Here is a 17,427-nt window from a genome sequence, read left to right on the forward strand (position 1 = left end):
AGTTCCAGCCCCTCCGGCGTTTGAGGAGCGGGGTCTGGGGCGGAGCCCCAGTTTCGGGAAGGGGCGGGATTGGGGAAAGCCCCGCCAGGGCTCACCCCCCGGCCAGCCCCAGCTCCAGCAGCCACTCCACCACCTCGGTCCGATGCCGCGCCTCACGCGGATCCGCACCCCACACATAAAGCCCGTGCCCCGCCACCACCACCGCCGGCATCCCCGGCGCCAACGCGGCCTCCAGCCGATCCCCGAGCTCCCCCATGTCCTGGCTGTTGGCGATCACCGGCAGGGTGACGGACACCTCGTGCGTGGGATGCCCGAGACCCTTCAGCATCTCCAGATCCCGGAACGGGATCCCACCCGGCACCCGCCGCCCCATGGCGACGGACGCGACGGTATGGACATGCACGACGGCCCCGGCCCCGGTGAGCCGCACGACACGCGCGTGCAGCGCGGCCTCGGCCGACGGCCGCCCGGCCCCGAGCGCGGCACCGTACGCGTCGGTCAACACCACGTCGGAGGAGGTCAGTTCGCCCTTGTCGCGCCCACTGGCGGTGACGGCCAGACGGAGGGGGTCGCGGGAGACGACGACGGACAGGTTCCCGGACGTGCCCCGCATCCAGCCGAAGGACGCGAACCGAGCCGCCTCGCCGGCGAGCACGGCCCCGGCCTCCTCCAGATCCAGTTCCAACTTCACGTCACCCTCCAGACGCGTCGGCCCAATATCTCCGAACCCCCCCGCCTCCGGATGCCCCCCGACCCCGGCGTCGAAGTACGGCTCCCCGGCCCGCCGTATCCCCACGGTCCGCCACCCGGCGTCCCGCGCCGCGTCCAGCTCACCGAGCCGGTCGGAGAGGAAGACGGTGCGGCCGGGCGGCACGCCGATCGCGGCGGAGATGGCGCGGTAGGAGGCCGCGTCCTGCTTCGGCCCGGCGTTCTCGGTGTCGTACAGACCACTGACGAGGTGCATGAGATCGCCCTCGGCGGAGTGCGTGAACCACGCGCGCTGCGCGGCCACCGACCCGGACGAGTACACGTAGAGCCGCAGCCCGGCCGCGTGCCAGCGCCGCAGTGCCGGAACGACGTCTTCGTAGAAGTGCGAGACGAGGTCCCCGTTCGCGAAGCCCTCCGCCCAGAGGACCCCCTGAAGGGTCTTCAGGGGTGTGGACTTGCGGTCGGCGTCGGCCCACGCGCCGAGGACCTTCTCGACGCGCGCCGCGTCCGCGTCGGGCTCGCCGATCTCCTCGCGCACCTGGGCCATCGCCCGCGCCACGACCGGCTCGTGGGCCCGCCGCGTGAGCAGCTCGCCGAACCGCTCGCGGGCGTACGGATACATCACGTCCACGACGAAGCCGGTGGCGCTCGTGGTGCCCTCGATGTCGAGCACCACCGCGTCCACGGACCCCGCGTCGAAGCGCAGGCTCATGCGGCGGACCCCGCGTCGTCGGCGTGACCGGCGTGGATCGAGTCGAAGTCGGGGAAGCGCTCGGCGATCGGGCTGCCGGTGAAGTTGCCGATCCAGCCGTCTTCTTCGTGGAAGAAGCGGATCGCGGTGAACGACGGCGACGTACCCATGTCGAACCAGTGCGTGGTGCCGCGCGGCACGCCGAGCAGATCGCCCTTCTCGCAGTACACGGCGTGCACTTCGCCCGCCACATGCAGATAGAAGACGCCGGCGCCCGCGACGAAGAAGCGGACCTCGTCATCGTCGTCGTGGGTGTGCTCGGCGAGGAACTTCTGCCGGGCCGCCTTCGCCTTCTCGGGCCAGCCGGGGTCGTCGCTCGGGTGCAGCGCGACGACGTCCACGGTCCGGAAGCCTTCTTCGGCGTTGAGCCGGTCGATCTCCCCGCGGTACGCGGCGAACACGGTGTCGCTGTCCGCGTCGGCGGGCACGTCCGCGCGGACCGGCCACTGTTCGTAGCGGACGCCCAGGGGGGCGAGCGCGGCGGCGATCTCGGCGGGGTCCGCGGTGCGGCGGACGACGGCTTCGGGGCCGGACTCCGGCCAGGTGGTCAGGAGAGTCATCGGTCGCTCCCAAGAGGCAGACTGCGGTTCGGGGCGTTGGCCGGACGCCTGTGCGGATCGTAGCCCGGCACGGGTCACCGTGGTCAGGGGGAGTGGGGAGCGACACCCGCCCGGGCATGCGTAAGGGGCGGCCGCAATGGCGGCCGCCCCTTACGCACTGCACCAACTGCCGTGACTCACTGCACCAACTGCCGTGGGCTCAGCTCTTCTTGCCCAGCAGGTCCTCGACCTTGCCGCGGATCTCGTCCGTCGCGAGGCCGCGGATCGTCAGCGTCGTACGGCGGCGCAGCACGTCGTCGGCCGTCTCGGCCCACTCGTTGTCGCGCGCGTAGACGACCTGCGCCCAGATCTCCGGGGCGTCGGGGTGGACGCGCTCGGCCAGCTCCGGGTTCTCGTTCGCCAGGCGGGCGATGTCGAAGGACAGGGAGCCGTAGTGCGTGGCCAGGTGCCGCGCGGTCTCGGGCGCCATGCGCGGGCCGGGCGCCGGGCCGTCGACCAGCAGGCGGTGGGCGACCGCGCGCGGGTTGGCGATACCGGGCAGCGGCAGCTTCTTGGGCAGCTCCGAGATCGGCTCGTAGTCGTCACCGAGCGGGTGGCCCGGCAGCGACTCCAGCTTCTTCATGACCGTACGGCCGATGTGGCGGAACGTCGTCCACTTGCCGCCCGCGACCGACAGCATGCCGCCGCGGCCCTCGGTGACGACCGTCTCGCGCTTGGCCTTGGAGGTGTCGCCGGGACCGCCCGGCAGCACCCGCAGACCCGCGAAGGAGTACGTGATCAGGTCCCGGGACAGCTGCTGGTCGCGGATGGAGAACGCGGCCTCGTCCAGGATCTGCGCGGTGTCGGACTCGGTGACACGGACGTCCGCCGGGTCGCCCTCGAACTCCTCGTCGGTGGTGCCGAGCAGCAGCATGTCCTCCCAGGGCAGGGCGAACGTGATGCGGTACTTGTCGATCGGCGTGGCCAGCGCGGCCTTCCACGGGGCGGTGCGCTTGAGGACCAGGTGCGCGCCCTTGGACAGGCGGATGGAGGGGGCCGCGTCCGGGTTCTCCATCTTGCGCAGGTGGTCGACCCAGGGGCCGGTCGCGTTCAGGACCAGGCGGGCGTTCACGCCGAACTCGGCGCCGTCCATGCGGTCCTTGAGGTCGGCGCCGGTGACCCGGCCGTTGGTGAAGCGCAGGCCGGTGACCTCGGCGTGGTTGAGGACGGCGGCGCCCGCCTCGGCGGCCGCGCGGACCGTCATCAGGGCCATGCGCGCGTCGTTCATCTGGTCGTCGCCGTACACGGCCACGGCCTTCAGGTTGTCCGTGCGCAGCTCCGGCACGTCCTGCGCCGCCTTGGCGGGGGAGAGCAGGTGGCCGACGCCGTCGCCGAACGCGGACAGCGCCGAGTAGGCGAAGACGCCCGCGCCGAGCTTGGCGGCGCCGTGCGGGCCGCCCTTGTAGACCGGCAGGTAGAAGGTGAGCGGGTTGGCGAGGTGCGGTGCCACCTGGCGTGACACCGCACGCCGCTCGAAGTGGTTCTCCGCGACCAGCTTCACCGCGCCGGTCTGCAGGTAGCGCAGACCGCCGTGGAGCAGCTTGGAGGAGGCGGAGGAGGTGGCGCCGGCGAAGTCGCCGGCGTCCACCAGGGCCACCCTGAGACCCGACTGCGCGGCGTGCCAGGCGGTGGAGATGCCCAGGATTCCGCCGCCGATCACCAGGAGGTCGTAGGACGCCTTGGACAGACGCTCCCGGGTCTCGGCGCGGCTCGGGGCGCTGCCGACGGCCGGGGGCGTGCCCAGAGCCGGGATGGCGGGGCCGCTCTGCAGGGTGGTCATGATTGCTTAACTCCTCATCAGCCGAGCTGAGTGCGGTTCAGCTCTCGTCAGCTCTCGTCCTCGAGCCAGCCCATGGTCCGCTCGACGGCCTTGAGCCAGTTCTTGTACTCACGGGCGCGGGTGTCCGCGTCCATGCGGGGGGTCCACTCCGCGGCCCGGCGCCAGTTGGCGCGCAGGTCGTCGGTGGAGGACCAGAAGCCGACGGCGAGACCGGCGGCATAGGCGGCGCCGAGGCAGGTCGTCTCGGCGACCATCGGGCGCACCACGGGGGCGTCCAGGAAGTCCGAGAGGGTCTGCATCAGCAGGTTGTTGGAGGTCATGCCGCCGTCGACCTTGAGGGCCGCGAGTTCGACGCCGGAGTCCTTCGTCATGGCGTCGGTGATCTCGCGGGTCTGCCAGGCGGTGGCCTCCAGGACGGCGCGCGCGATGTGCGCCTTGGTGACGTACCGGGTGAGACCGGCGATCACACCGCGGGCGTCGGAGCGCCAGTACGGGGCGAACAGGCCGGAGAAGGCCGGTACGAAGTAGGCGCCGCCGTTGTCCTCGACCGAGGACGCGAGCGTCTCGATCTCGGCGGCGGAGTTGATCAGGCCCATCTGGTCGCGCATCCACTGCACGAGGGAGCCGGTGACGGCGATGGAGCCCTCGAGGGCGTAGACCGGCTTCTTGTCGCCGATCTGGTAGCCGACGGTGGTCAGCAGCCCGGAGTAGGAGTTGATGGCCTTCTCACCGGTGTTCATGAGCATGAACGTGCCGGTGCCGTACGTGGACTTGGCCTCGCCCTCCTCGAAACAGGTCTGGCCGAACAGGGCCGCCTGCTGGTCGCCGAGCGCGGAGGCGACCGGGATGCCGCCGAGCAGGTCGCCGAGCTTGCCGCCGGTGACCGCGCCGTAGACCTCGGCGGAGGAGCGGATCTCGGGGAGGATCTGCATCGGCACGCCGATGGACTCGGCGATGCGCTCGTCCCACTCCATGGTGTGCAGGTTCATCAGCATGGTGCGCGAGGCGTTGGTGACGTCGGTGACGTGCTTGCCGCCGTTCACCCCGCCCGTCAGGTTCCAGATGACCCAGGAGTCCATGGTGCCGAAGAGGATGTCGCCCGCCTCGGCGCGCTCGCGCAGGCCCTCGACGTTGTCGAGCAGCCAGCGGGCCTTGGGGCCGGCGAAGTAGGAGGCGAGGGGCAGGCCCGTCTCGCGGCGGAAGCGGTCCTGGCCGACGTTGCGGCCGAGCTCCCTGCAGAGGGCGTCGGTGCGGGTGTCCTGCCAGACGATGGCGTTGTACACCGGCTCGCCGGTGTTCCGGTCCCAGAGCAGCGTGGTCTCACGCTGGTTGGTGATGCCGATGGCCTTGATGTCGTCGCGGGTGATGCCGGCCTTGGAGATGGCTCCGGCGACGACTTCCTCGACGTTGGTCCAGATCTCGGTGGCGTTGTGCTCGACCCAGCCCGGCTTCGGGAAGATCTGCTCGTGCTCCTTCTGGTCGACGGAGACGATGCGGCCGTCCCGGTCGAAGACGATGCAGCGGCTGGACGTGGTGCCCTGGTCGATGGCCGCGATGAAGGGGCCGGCGGTGTGTGCGTCGGTGGTCACGGTGTGCTCCATGTTCTTGCTCGGCGGTCTGTCTCAGGCGGTCTTCGGTCGCTGTCGCGCTCCTACTTGAGCGCGAGGTTGTAGAGACCGGCCGCGAGGGCGCCGCCGACCAGCGGGCCGACGATCGGCACCCAGGCGTACGTCCAGTCCGAGCGGCCCTTGTTGGGCAGCGGGAGCAGGGCGTGCACGATGCGCGGACCGAGGTCACGGGCCGGGTTGATCGCGTAGCCCGTGGGGCCACCGAGCGAGAGGCCGATGCCGACCACGACGAGCGCGGTGATCAGGGCGCCGAGGACGCCGAGGCCGTTGCCCTCGTCGTTCAGGCCCTGCGTGAGGATGGCGATCACCAGGACGAACGTGCCGATGATCTCGGTGAGCACGTTCTGGACGTAGTTCCGGATCTCGGGGCCCGTCGAGAAGATGCCGAGCACCGGGCCGGCCTTGGGCGCGGCCTTCTGATCGACCATGCCCTCCTCGGCCGGCTGCGCCGCGAGGATCTCGGGATCGGTCAGGTGGGCGTTGAACTGGCCCATGTACGCGACCCACACCAGGAAGGCGCCGATCATCGCGCCGAGCAGTTCGGAGGCCAGGTAGAGCGGAACATCGCTCCACTTGGTGCCGCCCTCGATCGCGAGACCGATGGTGACCGCCGGGTTGAGGTGGGCGCCGGAGACGCCCCCCGCCATGTAGGCGCCGGTCAGGACGGCGAAGCCCCAACCGAACGTGATGGCGAGCCACCCGGCGTCCTTGGCCTTCGAACGCTTGAGTACGACGCCGGCGACGACGCCGCCGCCGAGCAGGATGAGCAGGGCGGTACCGATGGTCTCGCCGATGAAGATGTCGGAGCTGGACACCCGCGACTCCTTTGTCCTTCGTCCAGGGGAAGGCGAACCCCGGGTCCCTCCGGTGGTCCGCGCCCTCAGGTGAGGGCGTTGCCGGCCCTGGCTTGCCCCACTGTAACGCGTAATGCCGTTAGGTGTTCGACAATGCCGACCGGTGGACGCGAGTCTGGCTGTGGGGTTACCAACACGTCAAGACTTCTGTAATTGAAAACACGATCGTTATTGATCGTTCTGGGTTATCGCCGGACTCGCAACCAGAAACGCGCGGATCCCCGCCGGGGCCCAGGTCAGAACCGGCTCGCGCCCAAGTCCCTCGACACCGCCCGCGCGCAGTCCCGCACCGCGGCGATCAGCTCGGGCCGCATCTCGCCCGAAGGGCACACCCGCTCCACGGCCCCGGTGATCCCCACCGCCCCCACCGGCATCCGCCGCCGGTCGTGAATGGGCGCGGCCACGGACGCGATGCCCTCCCACGTCTCCTCGGCGTCGTCCGCGTACCCGCGCGCGCGGGTGAGATCGAGGACCTCCTCGAAGCTCTCCTGCGCGGTGACGGTGCGCGCGGTGAACGACTCCCGGTCGCACTCCAGCGCCTCGCTGTGCGCCACCGGGTCGTACGCGGCGAGCACCTTGCCGAGCGCCGTGGAGTGCAGCGGCTGCATCGCCCCGACCTCCAGGACCTGCCGGCTGTCGTCGGGCCGGAACACGTGGTGCACGATCAGCACGCCCTGCTGGTGCAGCACGCCCAGGTACACGCTCTCGCCGCTGGAGCGGGCCAGGTCGTCGGTCCACACGAGCGCGCGGGCGCGCAGCTCGTGCACGTCCAGATAACTGTTGCCCAGCCGCAGCAGCTCCGCGCCGAGCTGATAGCGCCCGGACGCCGCGTCCTGCTCGACGAAGCCCTCCTGCTGCAGCGTGCGCAGGATGCCGTGCGCCGTGCCCTTGGCGAGCCCCAGGGAGGACGCGATGTCCGAGAGGCCGAGCCGGCGCTCGCCGCCCGCGAGCAGCCGCAGCATCGCGGCGGCCCGCTCGAGCGACTGGATGTTCCGTGCCATCGCAGCCCTGTCCTCCATCCCGTGCCGCGCACACCGTCCGCAGCGAACTCAAGAACGCTTTCACCGTTCGACAATGCTGAACACTATCGGTCGTTGCCGACCTGTGGCTAAGGGTGCGTACGCGGCGATTCCCGCCGCGTACGGCCGAACGACCACTTCCGGCCACTCATCCGCCCGTCCGCCCGCTGGGACGCTCTCACGGACGGACGAGGTCCCGGCTACCCTGGCGGCGTGCGGGTTCCACCGGAAACCGCAAAGCCGACAGCCGTCGCACTCCAGGGAGCTCATTCATGGCCTCGTCGCCGACCCCCTCATCCGATTCCGCAGCGGACGCCTCCGCCGGAAGCCGGGCCGACGCCCTCCGCTCAGCACTGGCGACCCGCGTGGTGGTCGCCGACGGCGCGATGGGCACCATGCTGCAGGCACAGGACCCCAGCCTCGAGGACTTCGAGAACCTCGAGGGCTGCAACGAGATCCTGAACGTCACCCGCCCCGACATCGTGGCCGCCGTACACCGGGAGTACTTCGCCGCGGGTGTCGACTGCGTCGAGACCAACACCTTCGGCGCGAACCACGCGGCCCTCGGTGAGTACGACATCCCCGAGCGCGTCTTCGAGCTCTCCGAGTCCGGCGCCCGCATCGCCCGCGAGGTCGCCGACGAGTTCACCGCCTCCACCGGGCAGCAGCGCTGGGTCCTCGGCTCCATGGGCCCCGGCACCAAGCTGCCGACCCTCGGCCACGCCCCGTACACCACCTTGCGCGACGCCTACCAGCAGAACGCCGAAGGCATGATCGCGGGCGGCGCCGACGCGCTCCTGGTCGAGACCACCCAGGACCTGCTGCAGACCAAGTCCGCCCTGCTCGGCGCCCGCCGCGCCCTGGACGCCACCGGCACGAACCTCCCCCTGATCTGCTCCGTCACCGTCGAGACGACCGGCACCATGCTGCTCGGCTCGGAGATCGGCGCCGCGCTCACCGCCCTGGAGCCGCTGGGCATCGACATGATCGGCCTGAACTGCGCGACCGGACCGGCCGAGATGAGCGAGCACCTGCGCTATCTGGCCCGGCACTCCCGCGTCCCGCTGGCCTGCATGCCCAACGCCGGCCTGCCCGTCCTCGGCAAGGACGGCGCGCACTACCCGCTGACGGCCCCCGAGCTGGCCGACGCCCAGGAGACCTTCGTCCGCGAGTACGGCCTGTCCCTGGTCGGCGGCTGCTGCGGCACCACGCCCGAGCACCTGCGGCAGGTCGTCGAGCGGGTGCGCGGGCTCACCCCGACCGCGCGCGAGCCGCGCCCCGAGCCGGGCGCCGCCTCGCTCTACCAGACTGTCCCGTTCCGCCAGGACACCTCGTACATGGCCATCGGTGAGCGCACCAACGCCAACGGCTCGAAGAAGTTCCGCGAGGCCATGCTGGACGGCCGCTGGGACGACTGCGTGGAGATGGCGCGCGACCAGATCCGCGAGGGCGCCCACATGCTCGACCTGTGCGTCGACTACGTGGGCCGCGACGGTGTCCAGGACATGCAGGAGCTGGCCGGCCGCTTCGCCACCGCCTCCACGCTGCCCATCGTCCTGGACTCCACCGAGGTGCCGGTCATCCAGGCCGGCCTGGAGAAGCTCGGCGGCCGCGCGGTCATCAACTCCGTCAACTACGAGGACGGCGACGGCCCCGAGTCCCGCTTCGCCAAGGTCACCGCGCTCGCCAAGGAGCACGGCGCCGCGCTCATCGCCCTGACCATCGACGAGGAGGGCCAGGCCCGCACCGTCGAGAACAAGGTCGCCATCGCCGAGCGCATCATCGAGGACCTGACGACCAACTGGGGCATCCACGAGTCGGACATCCTCATCGACACCCTGACCTTCACCATCTGCACCGGTCAGGAGGAGTCCCGCAAGGACGGCATCCACACCATCGAGGCGATCCGCGAACTCAAGCGCCGCCACCCGGACGTGCAGACCACGCTCGGCCTGTCCAACATCTCCTTCGGCCTCAACCCGGCCGCCCGCGTCGTCCTCAACTCCGTCTTCCTGGACGAGTGCGTCAAGGCGGGCCTGGACTCCGCCATCGTGCACGCCTCCAAGATCCTGCCGATCGCGCGCCTGGACGAGGAGCAGGTCAAGGCCGCCCACGACCTGATCTACGACCGCCGCGCCGAGGGCTACGACCCCCTGCAGAAGCTCATGGAGCTCTTCGAGGGCGTCAACATGAAGTCCATGAAGGCGGGCAAGGCCGAGGAGCTCCTCGCCCTGCCGCTGGACGAGCGGCTGCAGCGCCGCATCATCGACGGCGAGAAGAACGGCCTGGAGGCCGACCTCGACGAGGCCCTCGCGGACCGTCCGGCCCTGGACATCGTCAACGACACGCTCCTGGAGGGCATGAAGGTCGTCGGCGAGCTCTTCGGCTCCGGCCAGATGCAGCTGCCCTTCGTGCTCCAGTCCGCCGAGGTCATGAAGACCGCGGTGGCCTACCTGGAACCGCACATGGAGAAGACCGACGCCGAGGGCAAGGGCACCATCGTGCTCGCCACGGTGCGCGGCGACGTCCACGACATCGGCAAGAACCTCGTCGACATCATCCTGTCCAACAACGGCTACAACGTGGTCAACCTGGGCATCAAGCAGCCCGTCGCCGCGATCCTGGACGCCGCCCAGGAACACCGGGCCGACGTCATCGGCATGTCCGGCCTCCTGGTCAAGTCGACCGTGATCATGAAGGAGAACCTGGAGGAGCTCAACCAGCGCCGGATGGCCGCCGACTACCCGGTCATCCTCGGCGGTGCCGCCCTCACCCGGGCGTACGTCGAGCAGGACCTGCACGAGATCTACGAGGGCGAAGTCCGCTACGCCCGCGACGCGTTCGAGGGACTGCGCCTGATGGACGCCCTGATCGCGGTCAAGCGCGGCGTCCCCGGCGCCACCCTGCCCGAGCTCAAGCAGCGCCGCGTACCGAAGAAGGACCTTCCCGCCGAGGCGGTCAAGGAGCCCGAGGGCCCGGCGCGCTCCGACGTCGCCACCGACAACCCCGTGCCCACGCCGCCGTTCTGGGGCACCCGCGTCATCAAGGGCATCCAGCTCAAGGAGTACGCCTCCTGGCTGGACGAAGGCGCGCTGTTCAAGGGCCAGTGGGGCCTGAAGCAGGCCCGTACCGGCGCCGGACCGACGTACGAGGAACTGGTCGAGAGCGAGGGCCGGCCGCGGCTTCGCGGTCTGCTCGACGAGCTGCAGACCAAGAACCTGCTGGAAGCGGCCGTCGTCTACGGCTACTTCCCGTGCGTCTCCAAGGGCGACGACCTGATCATCCTGGACGAGCAGGGCAACGAGCGGACCCGCTTCTCCTTCCCGCGCCAGCGCCGCGGCCGGCGCCTGTGCCTCGCGGACTTCTTCCGCCCCGAGGAGTCGGGCGAGCAGGACGTGGTGGGCCTGCAGGTCGTCACCGTCGGCTCGAAGATCGGCGAGGCCACGGCCGAGCTGTTCGCCGCCGACGCCTACCGCGACTACCTCGAACTGCACGGCCTGTCCGTGCAGTTGGCCGAGGCGCTCGCCGAGTACTGGCACGCGCGGGTGCGCTCCGAGCTCGGCTTCGCCGGCGAGGACCCGGCCGACGTCGAGGACATGTTCGCGCTGAAGTACCGCGGCGCCCGCTTCTCCCTCGGCTACGGCGCCTGCCCCGACCTGGAGGACCGCGCCAAGATCGCCGAACTCCTGCGCCCGGAGCGGATCGGCGTCGAACTCTCGGAGGAGTTCCAGCTCCACCCCGAACAGTCCACGGACGCCATCGTGATCCACCATCCTGAGGCGAAGTACTTCAACGCCCGCTGAGCTGCAGGGGCGGCGTGCGGCAGTATTGAGAGGCGCTTCGATCCGGGCAGTCGTACACTGGACGGTCCAGCTCAGGCCGGTCCCCTTCTGGGGGCCGGCCTTCTCGTCCCTATACGGAGGTGTGCCCGGATGACCAGTACGGTTCCCGCGCTCGGTACCCGAACGGCCGAAGGCTCCGCCCTGCAGGCCGTTCTCCTCGACATGGACGGAACCCTCGTGGACACCGAGGGCTTCTGGTGGGACGCCGAGGTGGAGGTCTTCGCCGCGCTCGGGCACGCGCTCGACGAGGCCTGGCGGGACGTCGTGGTCGGCGGGCCCATGACCCGCAGCGCCGGCTTCCTCATCGAGGCCACCGGCGCCGACATCACACTCCCCGAACTGACCGTCCTGCTCAACGACGGCTTCGAGGACCGCATCAGCCGCGCCCTGCCGCTGATGCCCGGGGCCGGGAGACTCCTCACCGAACTCGCCGCCCACGAGGTGCCGACGGGGCTCGTGTCCGCCTCGCACCGGCGCATCATCGACCGGGTCCTGGACTCCATCGGCGCCCACCACTTCCGGCTGACCGTCGCCGGCGACGAGGTGCCCCGCACCAAGCCGCACCCCGACCCGTATCTGCTTGCCGCCTCCCGCCTGGGCGCCGACCCGGCCCGGTGCGCCGTCATCGAGGACACCGCGACCGGCGTGGCCGCCGCCGAGGCCGCGGGCTGCCGCGTGGTGGCCGTGCCGTCCGTCGCACCCATAGCCCCGGCCGCGGGCCGGACCGTCGTGCCCTCGCTCGAACATGTCGACCTGCGGTTCCTGCACGGCCTGATGAGCGCCTGAACCGGCCGCCGGTGGCCGAAATCCCCTGGCCGCAAGGCCAGTTGAAAGTGTGACGTTTCCCACTTCGAAGAGGGTCGACAGGGGTTCGATCCTGTGCAGGAGAGCCCTTACCCCCGGGTGCGGGCAGGACCTTGTGTCCTGATTGGGCCGCCCGTGCACGAAACCTTCCGGTGTCGGGTTATCGGTGCGTCCACGCCCCGTATCACTGCGTGATGGAACCCCAACTCCGGTCTCCTCCAGCGCCTCTGGTGGTGCGGACTAATCTCGTCGCGAGAACATCGCCCCACCCCCCCGTGCCCCATCAACCCCACCCCGCCGTTGCCGGAAACACGGGATCAAGAGTTCTGGAGAACGTCCAGCATGAACCGCAAGACTTTGGTGCTGCCGGCCCTGATAGGTCTGCTCGCCTCCACGCTCGCCGCGTGTGGCGGTTCGGGCAGTGGGGACGGCGACGGCCCCATCGGGGTGGGCACCACGGACCGGTTCGCGGTGTCGAAGGAGGTCCCGGCTCCCTTCGATCCGGCGTACGCCTACGACGCGGGAACCTGGAACGTACTGCGGCAGACCCTGCAGACGCTCATGGCCCTGCCGCGCGGGGGCGGCGAGCCGGAGCCCGAGGCCGCCCAGAAGTGCGGCTTCACCGACACCGGCAACGAGCGGTACGCCTGCACCCTGCGCAAGGGCCTGAAGTTCGCCGACGGCAAGGCGCTGACCGCCGCCGACGTGAAGTTCTCCATCGAGCGCGTCCGCGACATGAAGATCGCCGACCCCAGCGGTTCCAGCGGCCTCGTGTCGAACGTGGAGACCATCGAGGTCCAGGGCGACCGCGGCATCGTCTTCCACCTCAAGAGCCCGGACGCGACGTTCCCGTACAAGCTCGCCACGCCGACCGCGGGCATCGTGAGCCCCGACCACTACAGCAAGACGAAGCTGCGTGACGGCTTCGAGGTGGACGGTTCCGGTCCCTACACCGTCAAGTCGGAAGTGAAGAACGACCAGGTCGTCAAGGCCGTCTTCTCCAAGAACCCGCACTACAAGGGTTCGTTCACCCCGGAGAACGACAAGGTCGAGCTGCGGACGTTCGTGAACGCCGCCGGCATGGGGAAGGCGCTCGACAGCGGCGACATCGACCTGATGACCCGCACCATGTCGCCGCAGCAGATCAAGAAGCTCGACGAGAGCCCCGGCAAGGACATCGACCTCGTCGAGATGCCCGGCCTGGAGATCCGCTACCTCGCCTTCAACACGGAGGCGGCGACCGTCAAGGACAAGGCCGTCCGGCAGGCCATGGCGCAGATCGTCGACCGCGGCGCGCTCGCGAGCAGCGTGTACGGCGCGACGGCCGACCCGCTGTACTCGCTGGTGCCGACCACCATCACGGGCCACTCCAACTCGTTCTTCAACAAGTACGAGGAGCCGGACCCGAAGAAGGCCAAGTCGCTGCTCGACGACGCGGGCATCGACACGCCGGTCAAGCTGACCATGCACTACACCACGGACCACTACGGCCCGGCCACGAAGAAGGAGTTCGAGACGCTGCAGCGGCAGCTGAACGACACCGGCCTCTTCGACGTGCAGATCAAGGGCGAGATCTGGAACACCTTCCGCCCGGCGGAGCGCGAGGGCAAGTACGACGTCTACGGCATGGGTTGGTTCCCGGACTTCCCCGACGCCGACAACTTCCTCGCGCCGTTCCTCGACGAGGACAACTTCCTCGGCTCGCCCTACCGCAACCGCACCATCAACAACGAACTGATCCCCACCTCCCGCCGCGAGGCCGACCGCCTCAGCGCCATCAAGAGCATCGAGAAGATCCAGGACATCGTCGCCGAGGACGTCCCGGTGCTCCCGCTGTGGCAGGGCAAGCAGTACATAGCCGCCCGAGACGACATCACGGGTGTCGAGTGGGCTCTCAACTCCGCTTCGAATCTGCAGCTGTGGGAGCTCGCCCGCGGTGTGAGCGACTGACCGGCGCCGCACCCGAGTACGGAAACAACGACAAGGCACGCAAGTGAAAATGCGCAACCAGTGGCTGGCCCTGCCCCTCTCCTCCGGCCTGGCCGCGACCCTGCTGACCGGCTGCGGATCGGAGTCCGGCGGCTCCGCCAAGGACAGCGACTCCGTGGTGGTGGGGATGTCCGACGACGTCCTCGCCACCGACCCGGCGGCCGGTTACGACCCGGGTTCGTGGCTGCTGTTCAACAACGTCTTCCAATCGCTCCTGAGCTTCCCCAAGGGCGCCACCGAGCCGGAGCCCGAGGCCGCCCGGAAGTGCGGCTTCACGGACCAGCGGACGAAGGTCTTCACCTGCACGCTGCGGGACGGCCTGAAGTTCAGCAACGGCAACGACCTCACCTCGAAGGACGTCAAGTACTCCTTCGACCGCATGCGGAAGATCGACGTCGACGGGGGCCCGGCGACCATGCTGCCGATGCTCGACACGGTCGAGACGCCGGACGCCAAGACTGTCGTCTTCAAGCTGAAGTACCCCGACGCGACCTTCCCCAGCAAGATCGCCTCCGGTGCCGGCTCCATCGTCGACCACCGCGAGTACCCGATGGACAAGCTCCGCACGGACGGCGAGGCCGTGGGCTCCGGGCCGTACAAGCTCGACTCGTTCGACAAGGAGGAGGCGGTCTTCTCCGTCAACTCCGGCTACAAGGGCACCGCGAAGACCCGCAACGACGGCGTGACCCTGCGCTTCTTCCACGACGACCGCAAGGGCCTGAAGAAGGCGATCACCGACCACGAGGTCGACGTCGCCTACCGAGGCCTGGCCGGCGCGGACATCGCCGACATCGAGAAGAGCACCTCCGACAACAAGATGGAGATCGTCGAGGGCACCAGCGCGGAGGTGCAGCACCTGGTCTTCAACATGAAGGACCCGGTGGCCGGCAAGCCCGGCGTGCGCAAGGCCATCGCCTACCTCCTCGACCGCGAGGCCCTCGTCGACCAGGTGTACCAGGGCACGGCGACGCCGCTGTACTCGATCGTCCCGGCCGGTATCGGCGGCCACAACACCGCGTTCTTCGACACCTACGGCGCGCGCCCGCAGCGCGACAAGGCCGCCGCCGCGCTGCGCGAGGCCGGCGTCGACGGCAAGGCCAAGCTGACGCTGTGGTCCACGCCGTCCCGCTACGGCCCGGCCACCGACGACGAGTTGCGCGCGATAGCCAAGCAGCTCAACGCCAGCGGCCTGTTCGAGGCGGACGTGAAGTCCGTCGAGTTCGAGCAGTACGAGAAGGACATCAAGGCCGGGAAGTACGGCGTGTACGTCAAGGGCTGGGTGCCGGACTACCCGGACCCGGACAACTTCACGCAGCCGTTCTTCGGCAAGGACAACGTCCTGCAGAACCACTACGAGAACAACACCATCACCGGGAAGATCATCCCGACCACGGCCGCGCAGAGCGACCGCACCACGACCGACGCGGACTACGGCAAGCTCCAGGACATCGTCGCCGACGAGCTCCCCATCCTCCCGGTCTGGCAGGCCAAGCAGTACGCGGTCGTCCGCGAGAACGTCTACGGCCTGGAGAACTGCCTGGACGCGTCGACGGTGTTCCGCTTCTGGGAGATCAGCAAGGGCTAGCCGCTGCGCTTGGCTGAGCGTGAAAGGAGGGGGTATCCCGTGCGGGATACCCCCTCCTGCTGTCTGGCCCCCGCTCCCCGCACCTGCTGTGGGCAGCTGGGCCGCTGCCGACCGTTCCGTTCCCTGCTGTGGGCAGCTGGGCCGCCAGGGGCGGCACGGGTGGGCACAGCCCCAGGCCGACGGTGCAGTTCCAAACTGGGGTACCGGGGGCTACTGCGCCCCCGGCCGGACCAGGCCACTCTCGTAGGCGTACACCGCCGCCTGCACCCGGTCACGGAGCCCCAGCTTCGTGAGGACGTGCCCCACGTGCGTCTTCACCGTGGTCTCGCTGACAAACAGATCCGCGGCGATCTCCGCGTTGGACAGGCCGCGGGCGACGAGCTTGAGGACTTCCACCTCACGCTCGGTCAGCGTGTGCAAGGTGTCGGGCACGGGCTCGTCCCCGGACGGCAGATGCCCCGCGTACTTGTCGAGCAGCCGCCGCGTGATGCTCGGCGCGAGCATCGCCTCACCCGCGGCGACCACACGAATCGCCTGCACCAGCTCGTTCGCCGGCGCGTCCTTCAGCAGGAACCCGCTGGCTCCCGCGCGCAGCGCCTCCACCACGTACTCGTCGAGGTCGAAGGTGGTCAGGACGAGGACCTTCGCGGGGCCGTCCCGGCCCGGCCCGGTGATCTGCCGGGTGGCCTCGACCCCGTCCATCCGGGGCATACGGATATCCATCAGGACCACATCGGGCTGCAGCGCCCGCACCTGGTCGAGAGCCTGCAGGCCGTCTCCGGCCTCGCCGACGACCGCGATGTCCTGCTCGGCCTCCAGAATCATTCGGAAACCCGTGCGCAGCAGCGGCTGGTCATCGACCAGTAGGACGCGGATGGCCACGTAACTCTCCTTCGCCTAGCCCGGGCCCATTCTGCCCTGCTCATCGGCGCGCGACTCCGGCGGCCTCACCGGAAGCGGATACGGCGGGGGAGTGCCGCCGAATTCCGGACAGACGGCCTGGTGGTCGCACCAGCCGCACAGCTTCGTCGGGCGCGGCCGCCACTCGCCCGTCTCCGTGGCGAGGACGATGGCCTCCCACAGCGCGAGCAGCTTGCGCTCGACCCGCTCCAGGTCGGCCTCCACCGGGTCGTACGTGATCACGTCGCCGCTGCCGAGATAGACGAGCTGCAGGCGGCGCGGGATCAGGCCCTTCAGGCGCCACACCACGAGGGCGTAGAACTTCATCTGGAACAGCGCGCCCTCCGCGTACTCGGGGCGGGGGGCCTTTCCGGTCTTGTAGTCGACGATGCGGACCTCGCCGGTCGGGGCGACGTCGACCCGGTCGATGATGCCGCGCAGCTTCAGGCCCGAGGCCAGCTCGGCCTCCACGAAAAGCTCCCGCTCGGCGGGCTCCAGGCGCGTGGGGTCCTCCAGCGTGAACCACCGCTCGACCAGCTTCTCCGCGTCGGCAAGCCACTGGGTGACGCGCTCGCCCCCGCCGTCGTCGGCGAACAGCTCGGCCAGCTCCGGCTTGGCCTCGCGCAGGCGGTCCCACTGGCCCGGGACGAGCGCCTTGGCCCGCGGCGCGGTGCGCTCCGTCGCGGGGGCGTCGAAGAGTCTCTCCAGGACCGCGTGGACCAGAGTGCCGCGCGTCGCGGCCTCGCTCGGCTTCTCCGGCAGCTTGTCGATCACCCGGAAGCGATACAGCAGCGGGCACTGCATGAAGTCGCTCGCGCGCGAGGGCGACAGGGACGCCGGGCGCGCGGCCACCCCGACGTCGTGGGTCCTGGTTTCCATGACGACAGACCCTACGACCCGCCACTGACATCGGCCGCATACCATCGACGACAGACCCTCTCGCCCTGCATGATCGTGCGTGTACCGCG

At 69.8% G+C, this 17,427-nt stretch carries 12 protein-coding genes and 1 pseudogene; 4 read left to right on the forward strand and 9 right to left on the reverse strand.

From position 1 onward, the window contains the following. Positions 1–91: 91 nt before the first annotated feature. The 7 genes and pseudogenes from mtnB to AC0KTA_RS31110 form a co-directional block, all read right to left on the reverse strand. Positions 92–691 (reverse strand): methylthioribulose 1-phosphate dehydratase, encoded by a 600-nt coding sequence (gene mtnB, locus AC0KTA_RS31080; protein WP_481056630.1) that lies wholly within the window; start codon positions 689–691, stop codon positions 92–94. A gap of 15 nt (positions 692–706) precedes the next feature. Further along, a pseudogene (gene mtnC / locus AC0KTA_RS31085) lies at positions 707–1,420 on the reverse strand (acireductone synthase); the annotation flags it as partial. Then, a complete protein-coding gene (locus tag AC0KTA_RS31090) occupies positions 1,417–2,019 on the reverse strand; it encodes a 1,2-dihydroxy-3-keto-5-methylthiopentene dioxygenase (protein ID WP_481051524.1) in 603 nt (200 codons plus the stop codon). The gene AC0KTA_RS31090 and the pseudogene mtnC, both read right to left, overlap by 4 nt. 199 nt (positions 2,020–2,218) lie before the next feature. Beyond that, on the reverse strand, positions 2,219–3,838 hold the full coding sequence (locus AC0KTA_RS31095; RefSeq protein ID WP_481051525.1) for a glycerol-3-phosphate dehydrogenase/oxidase: 1,620 nt from the start codon (positions 3,836–3,838) through the stop codon (positions 2,219–2,221). Between the two features lie 47 nt (positions 3,839–3,885). Then, the gene (gene glpK, locus AC0KTA_RS31100) at positions 3,886–5,439 is read right to left on the reverse strand and encodes a glycerol kinase GlpK (protein WP_481051526.1); all 1,554 of its coding nucleotides are present in this window, start codon (positions 5,437–5,439) and stop codon (positions 3,886–3,888) included. Positions 5,440–5,489: 50 nt separating this feature from the next. Next, the gene (locus AC0KTA_RS31105; RefSeq protein ID WP_481051527.1) at positions 5,490–6,281 is read right to left on the reverse strand and encodes an MIP/aquaporin family protein; all 792 of its coding nucleotides are present in this window, start codon (positions 6,279–6,281) and stop codon (positions 5,490–5,492) included. A gap of 275 nt (positions 6,282–6,556) precedes the next feature. Further along, positions 6,557–7,321, reverse strand: coding sequence for an IclR family transcriptional regulator (locus AC0KTA_RS31110; protein WP_481051528.1), 765 nt, complete (start codon positions 7,319–7,321; stop codon positions 6,557–6,559). 290 nt (positions 7,322–7,611) lie between these two features. On the opposite strand from AC0KTA_RS31110, the gene metH reads away from it, so the two are divergent. The 4 genes from metH to AC0KTA_RS31130 all read left to right on the forward strand — a co-directional run bounded on the left by metH (position 7,612) and on the right by AC0KTA_RS31130 (position 15,559). After that, on the forward strand, positions 7,612–11,142 hold the full coding sequence (metH, locus tag AC0KTA_RS31115) for a methionine synthase (protein ID WP_481051529.1): 3,531 nt from the start codon (positions 7,612–7,614) through the stop codon (positions 11,140–11,142). Positions 11,143–11,271: 129 nt separating this feature from the next. After that, on the forward strand, positions 11,272–11,967 hold the full coding sequence (locus AC0KTA_RS31120) for an HAD family hydrolase (RefSeq protein WP_481051530.1): 696 nt from the start codon (positions 11,272–11,274) through the stop codon (positions 11,965–11,967). Between the two features lie 360 nt (positions 11,968–12,327). Next, a complete protein-coding gene (locus AC0KTA_RS31125; protein ID WP_481051531.1) occupies positions 12,328–13,935 on the forward strand; it encodes an ABC transporter substrate-binding protein in 1,608 nt (535 codons plus the stop codon). A 43-nt stretch (positions 13,936–13,978) separates the two neighbouring features. Then, positions 13,979–15,559 (forward strand): ABC transporter substrate-binding protein, encoded by a 1,581-nt coding sequence (locus AC0KTA_RS31130; protein WP_481051532.1) that lies wholly within the window; start codon positions 13,979–13,981, stop codon positions 15,557–15,559. 210 nt (positions 15,560–15,769) lie between these two features. Here AC0KTA_RS31130 and AC0KTA_RS31135 read toward each other — a convergent pair whose 3' ends face one another. Continuing rightward, a complete protein-coding gene (locus AC0KTA_RS31135) occupies positions 15,770–16,441 on the reverse strand; it encodes a response regulator (protein WP_016639462.1) in 672 nt (223 codons plus the stop codon). Positions 16,442–16,456: 15 nt separating this feature from the next. Further along, on the reverse strand, positions 16,457–17,338 hold the full coding sequence (locus tag AC0KTA_RS31140; protein WP_481051533.1) for a RecB family exonuclease: 882 nt from the start codon (positions 17,336–17,338) through the stop codon (positions 16,457–16,459). Positions 17,339–17,427: the final 89 nt, after the last annotated feature.

The sequence above is a fragment of the Streptomyces sp. Y309 genome (assembly GCF_056712025.1).

Coding starts and splice junctions, on each gene's coding strand:
- AC0KTA_RS31120 (WP_481051530.1), top strand. CDS start 11,272: ATGACCAGTACGGTTCCCGCGCTCGGTACCCGAACGGCCGAAGGCTCC.
- metH (WP_481051529.1), top strand. CDS start 7,612: ATGGCCTCGTCGCCGACCCCCTCATCCGATTCCGCAGCGGACGCCTCC.
- AC0KTA_RS31095 (WP_481051525.1), bottom strand. CDS start 3,838: ATGACCACCCTGCAGAGCGGCCCCGCCATCCCGGCTCTGGGCACGCCC.
- AC0KTA_RS31110 (WP_481051528.1), bottom strand. CDS start 7,321: ATGGCACGGAACATCCAGTCGCTCGAGCGGGCCGCCGCGATGCTGCGG.
- AC0KTA_RS31090 (WP_481051524.1), bottom strand. CDS start 2,019: ATGACTCTCCTGACCACCTGGCCGGAGTCCGGCCCCGAAGCCGTCGTC.
- AC0KTA_RS31125 (WP_481051531.1), top strand. CDS start 12,328: ATGAACCGCAAGACTTTGGTGCTGCCGGCCCTGATAGGTCTGCTCGCC.
- AC0KTA_RS31140 (WP_481051533.1), bottom strand. CDS start 17,338: ATGGAAACCAGGACCCACGACGTCGGGGTGGCCGCGCGCCCGGCGTCC.
- glpK (WP_481051526.1), bottom strand. CDS start 5,439: ATGGAGCACACCGTGACCACCGACGCACACACCGCCGGCCCCTTCATC.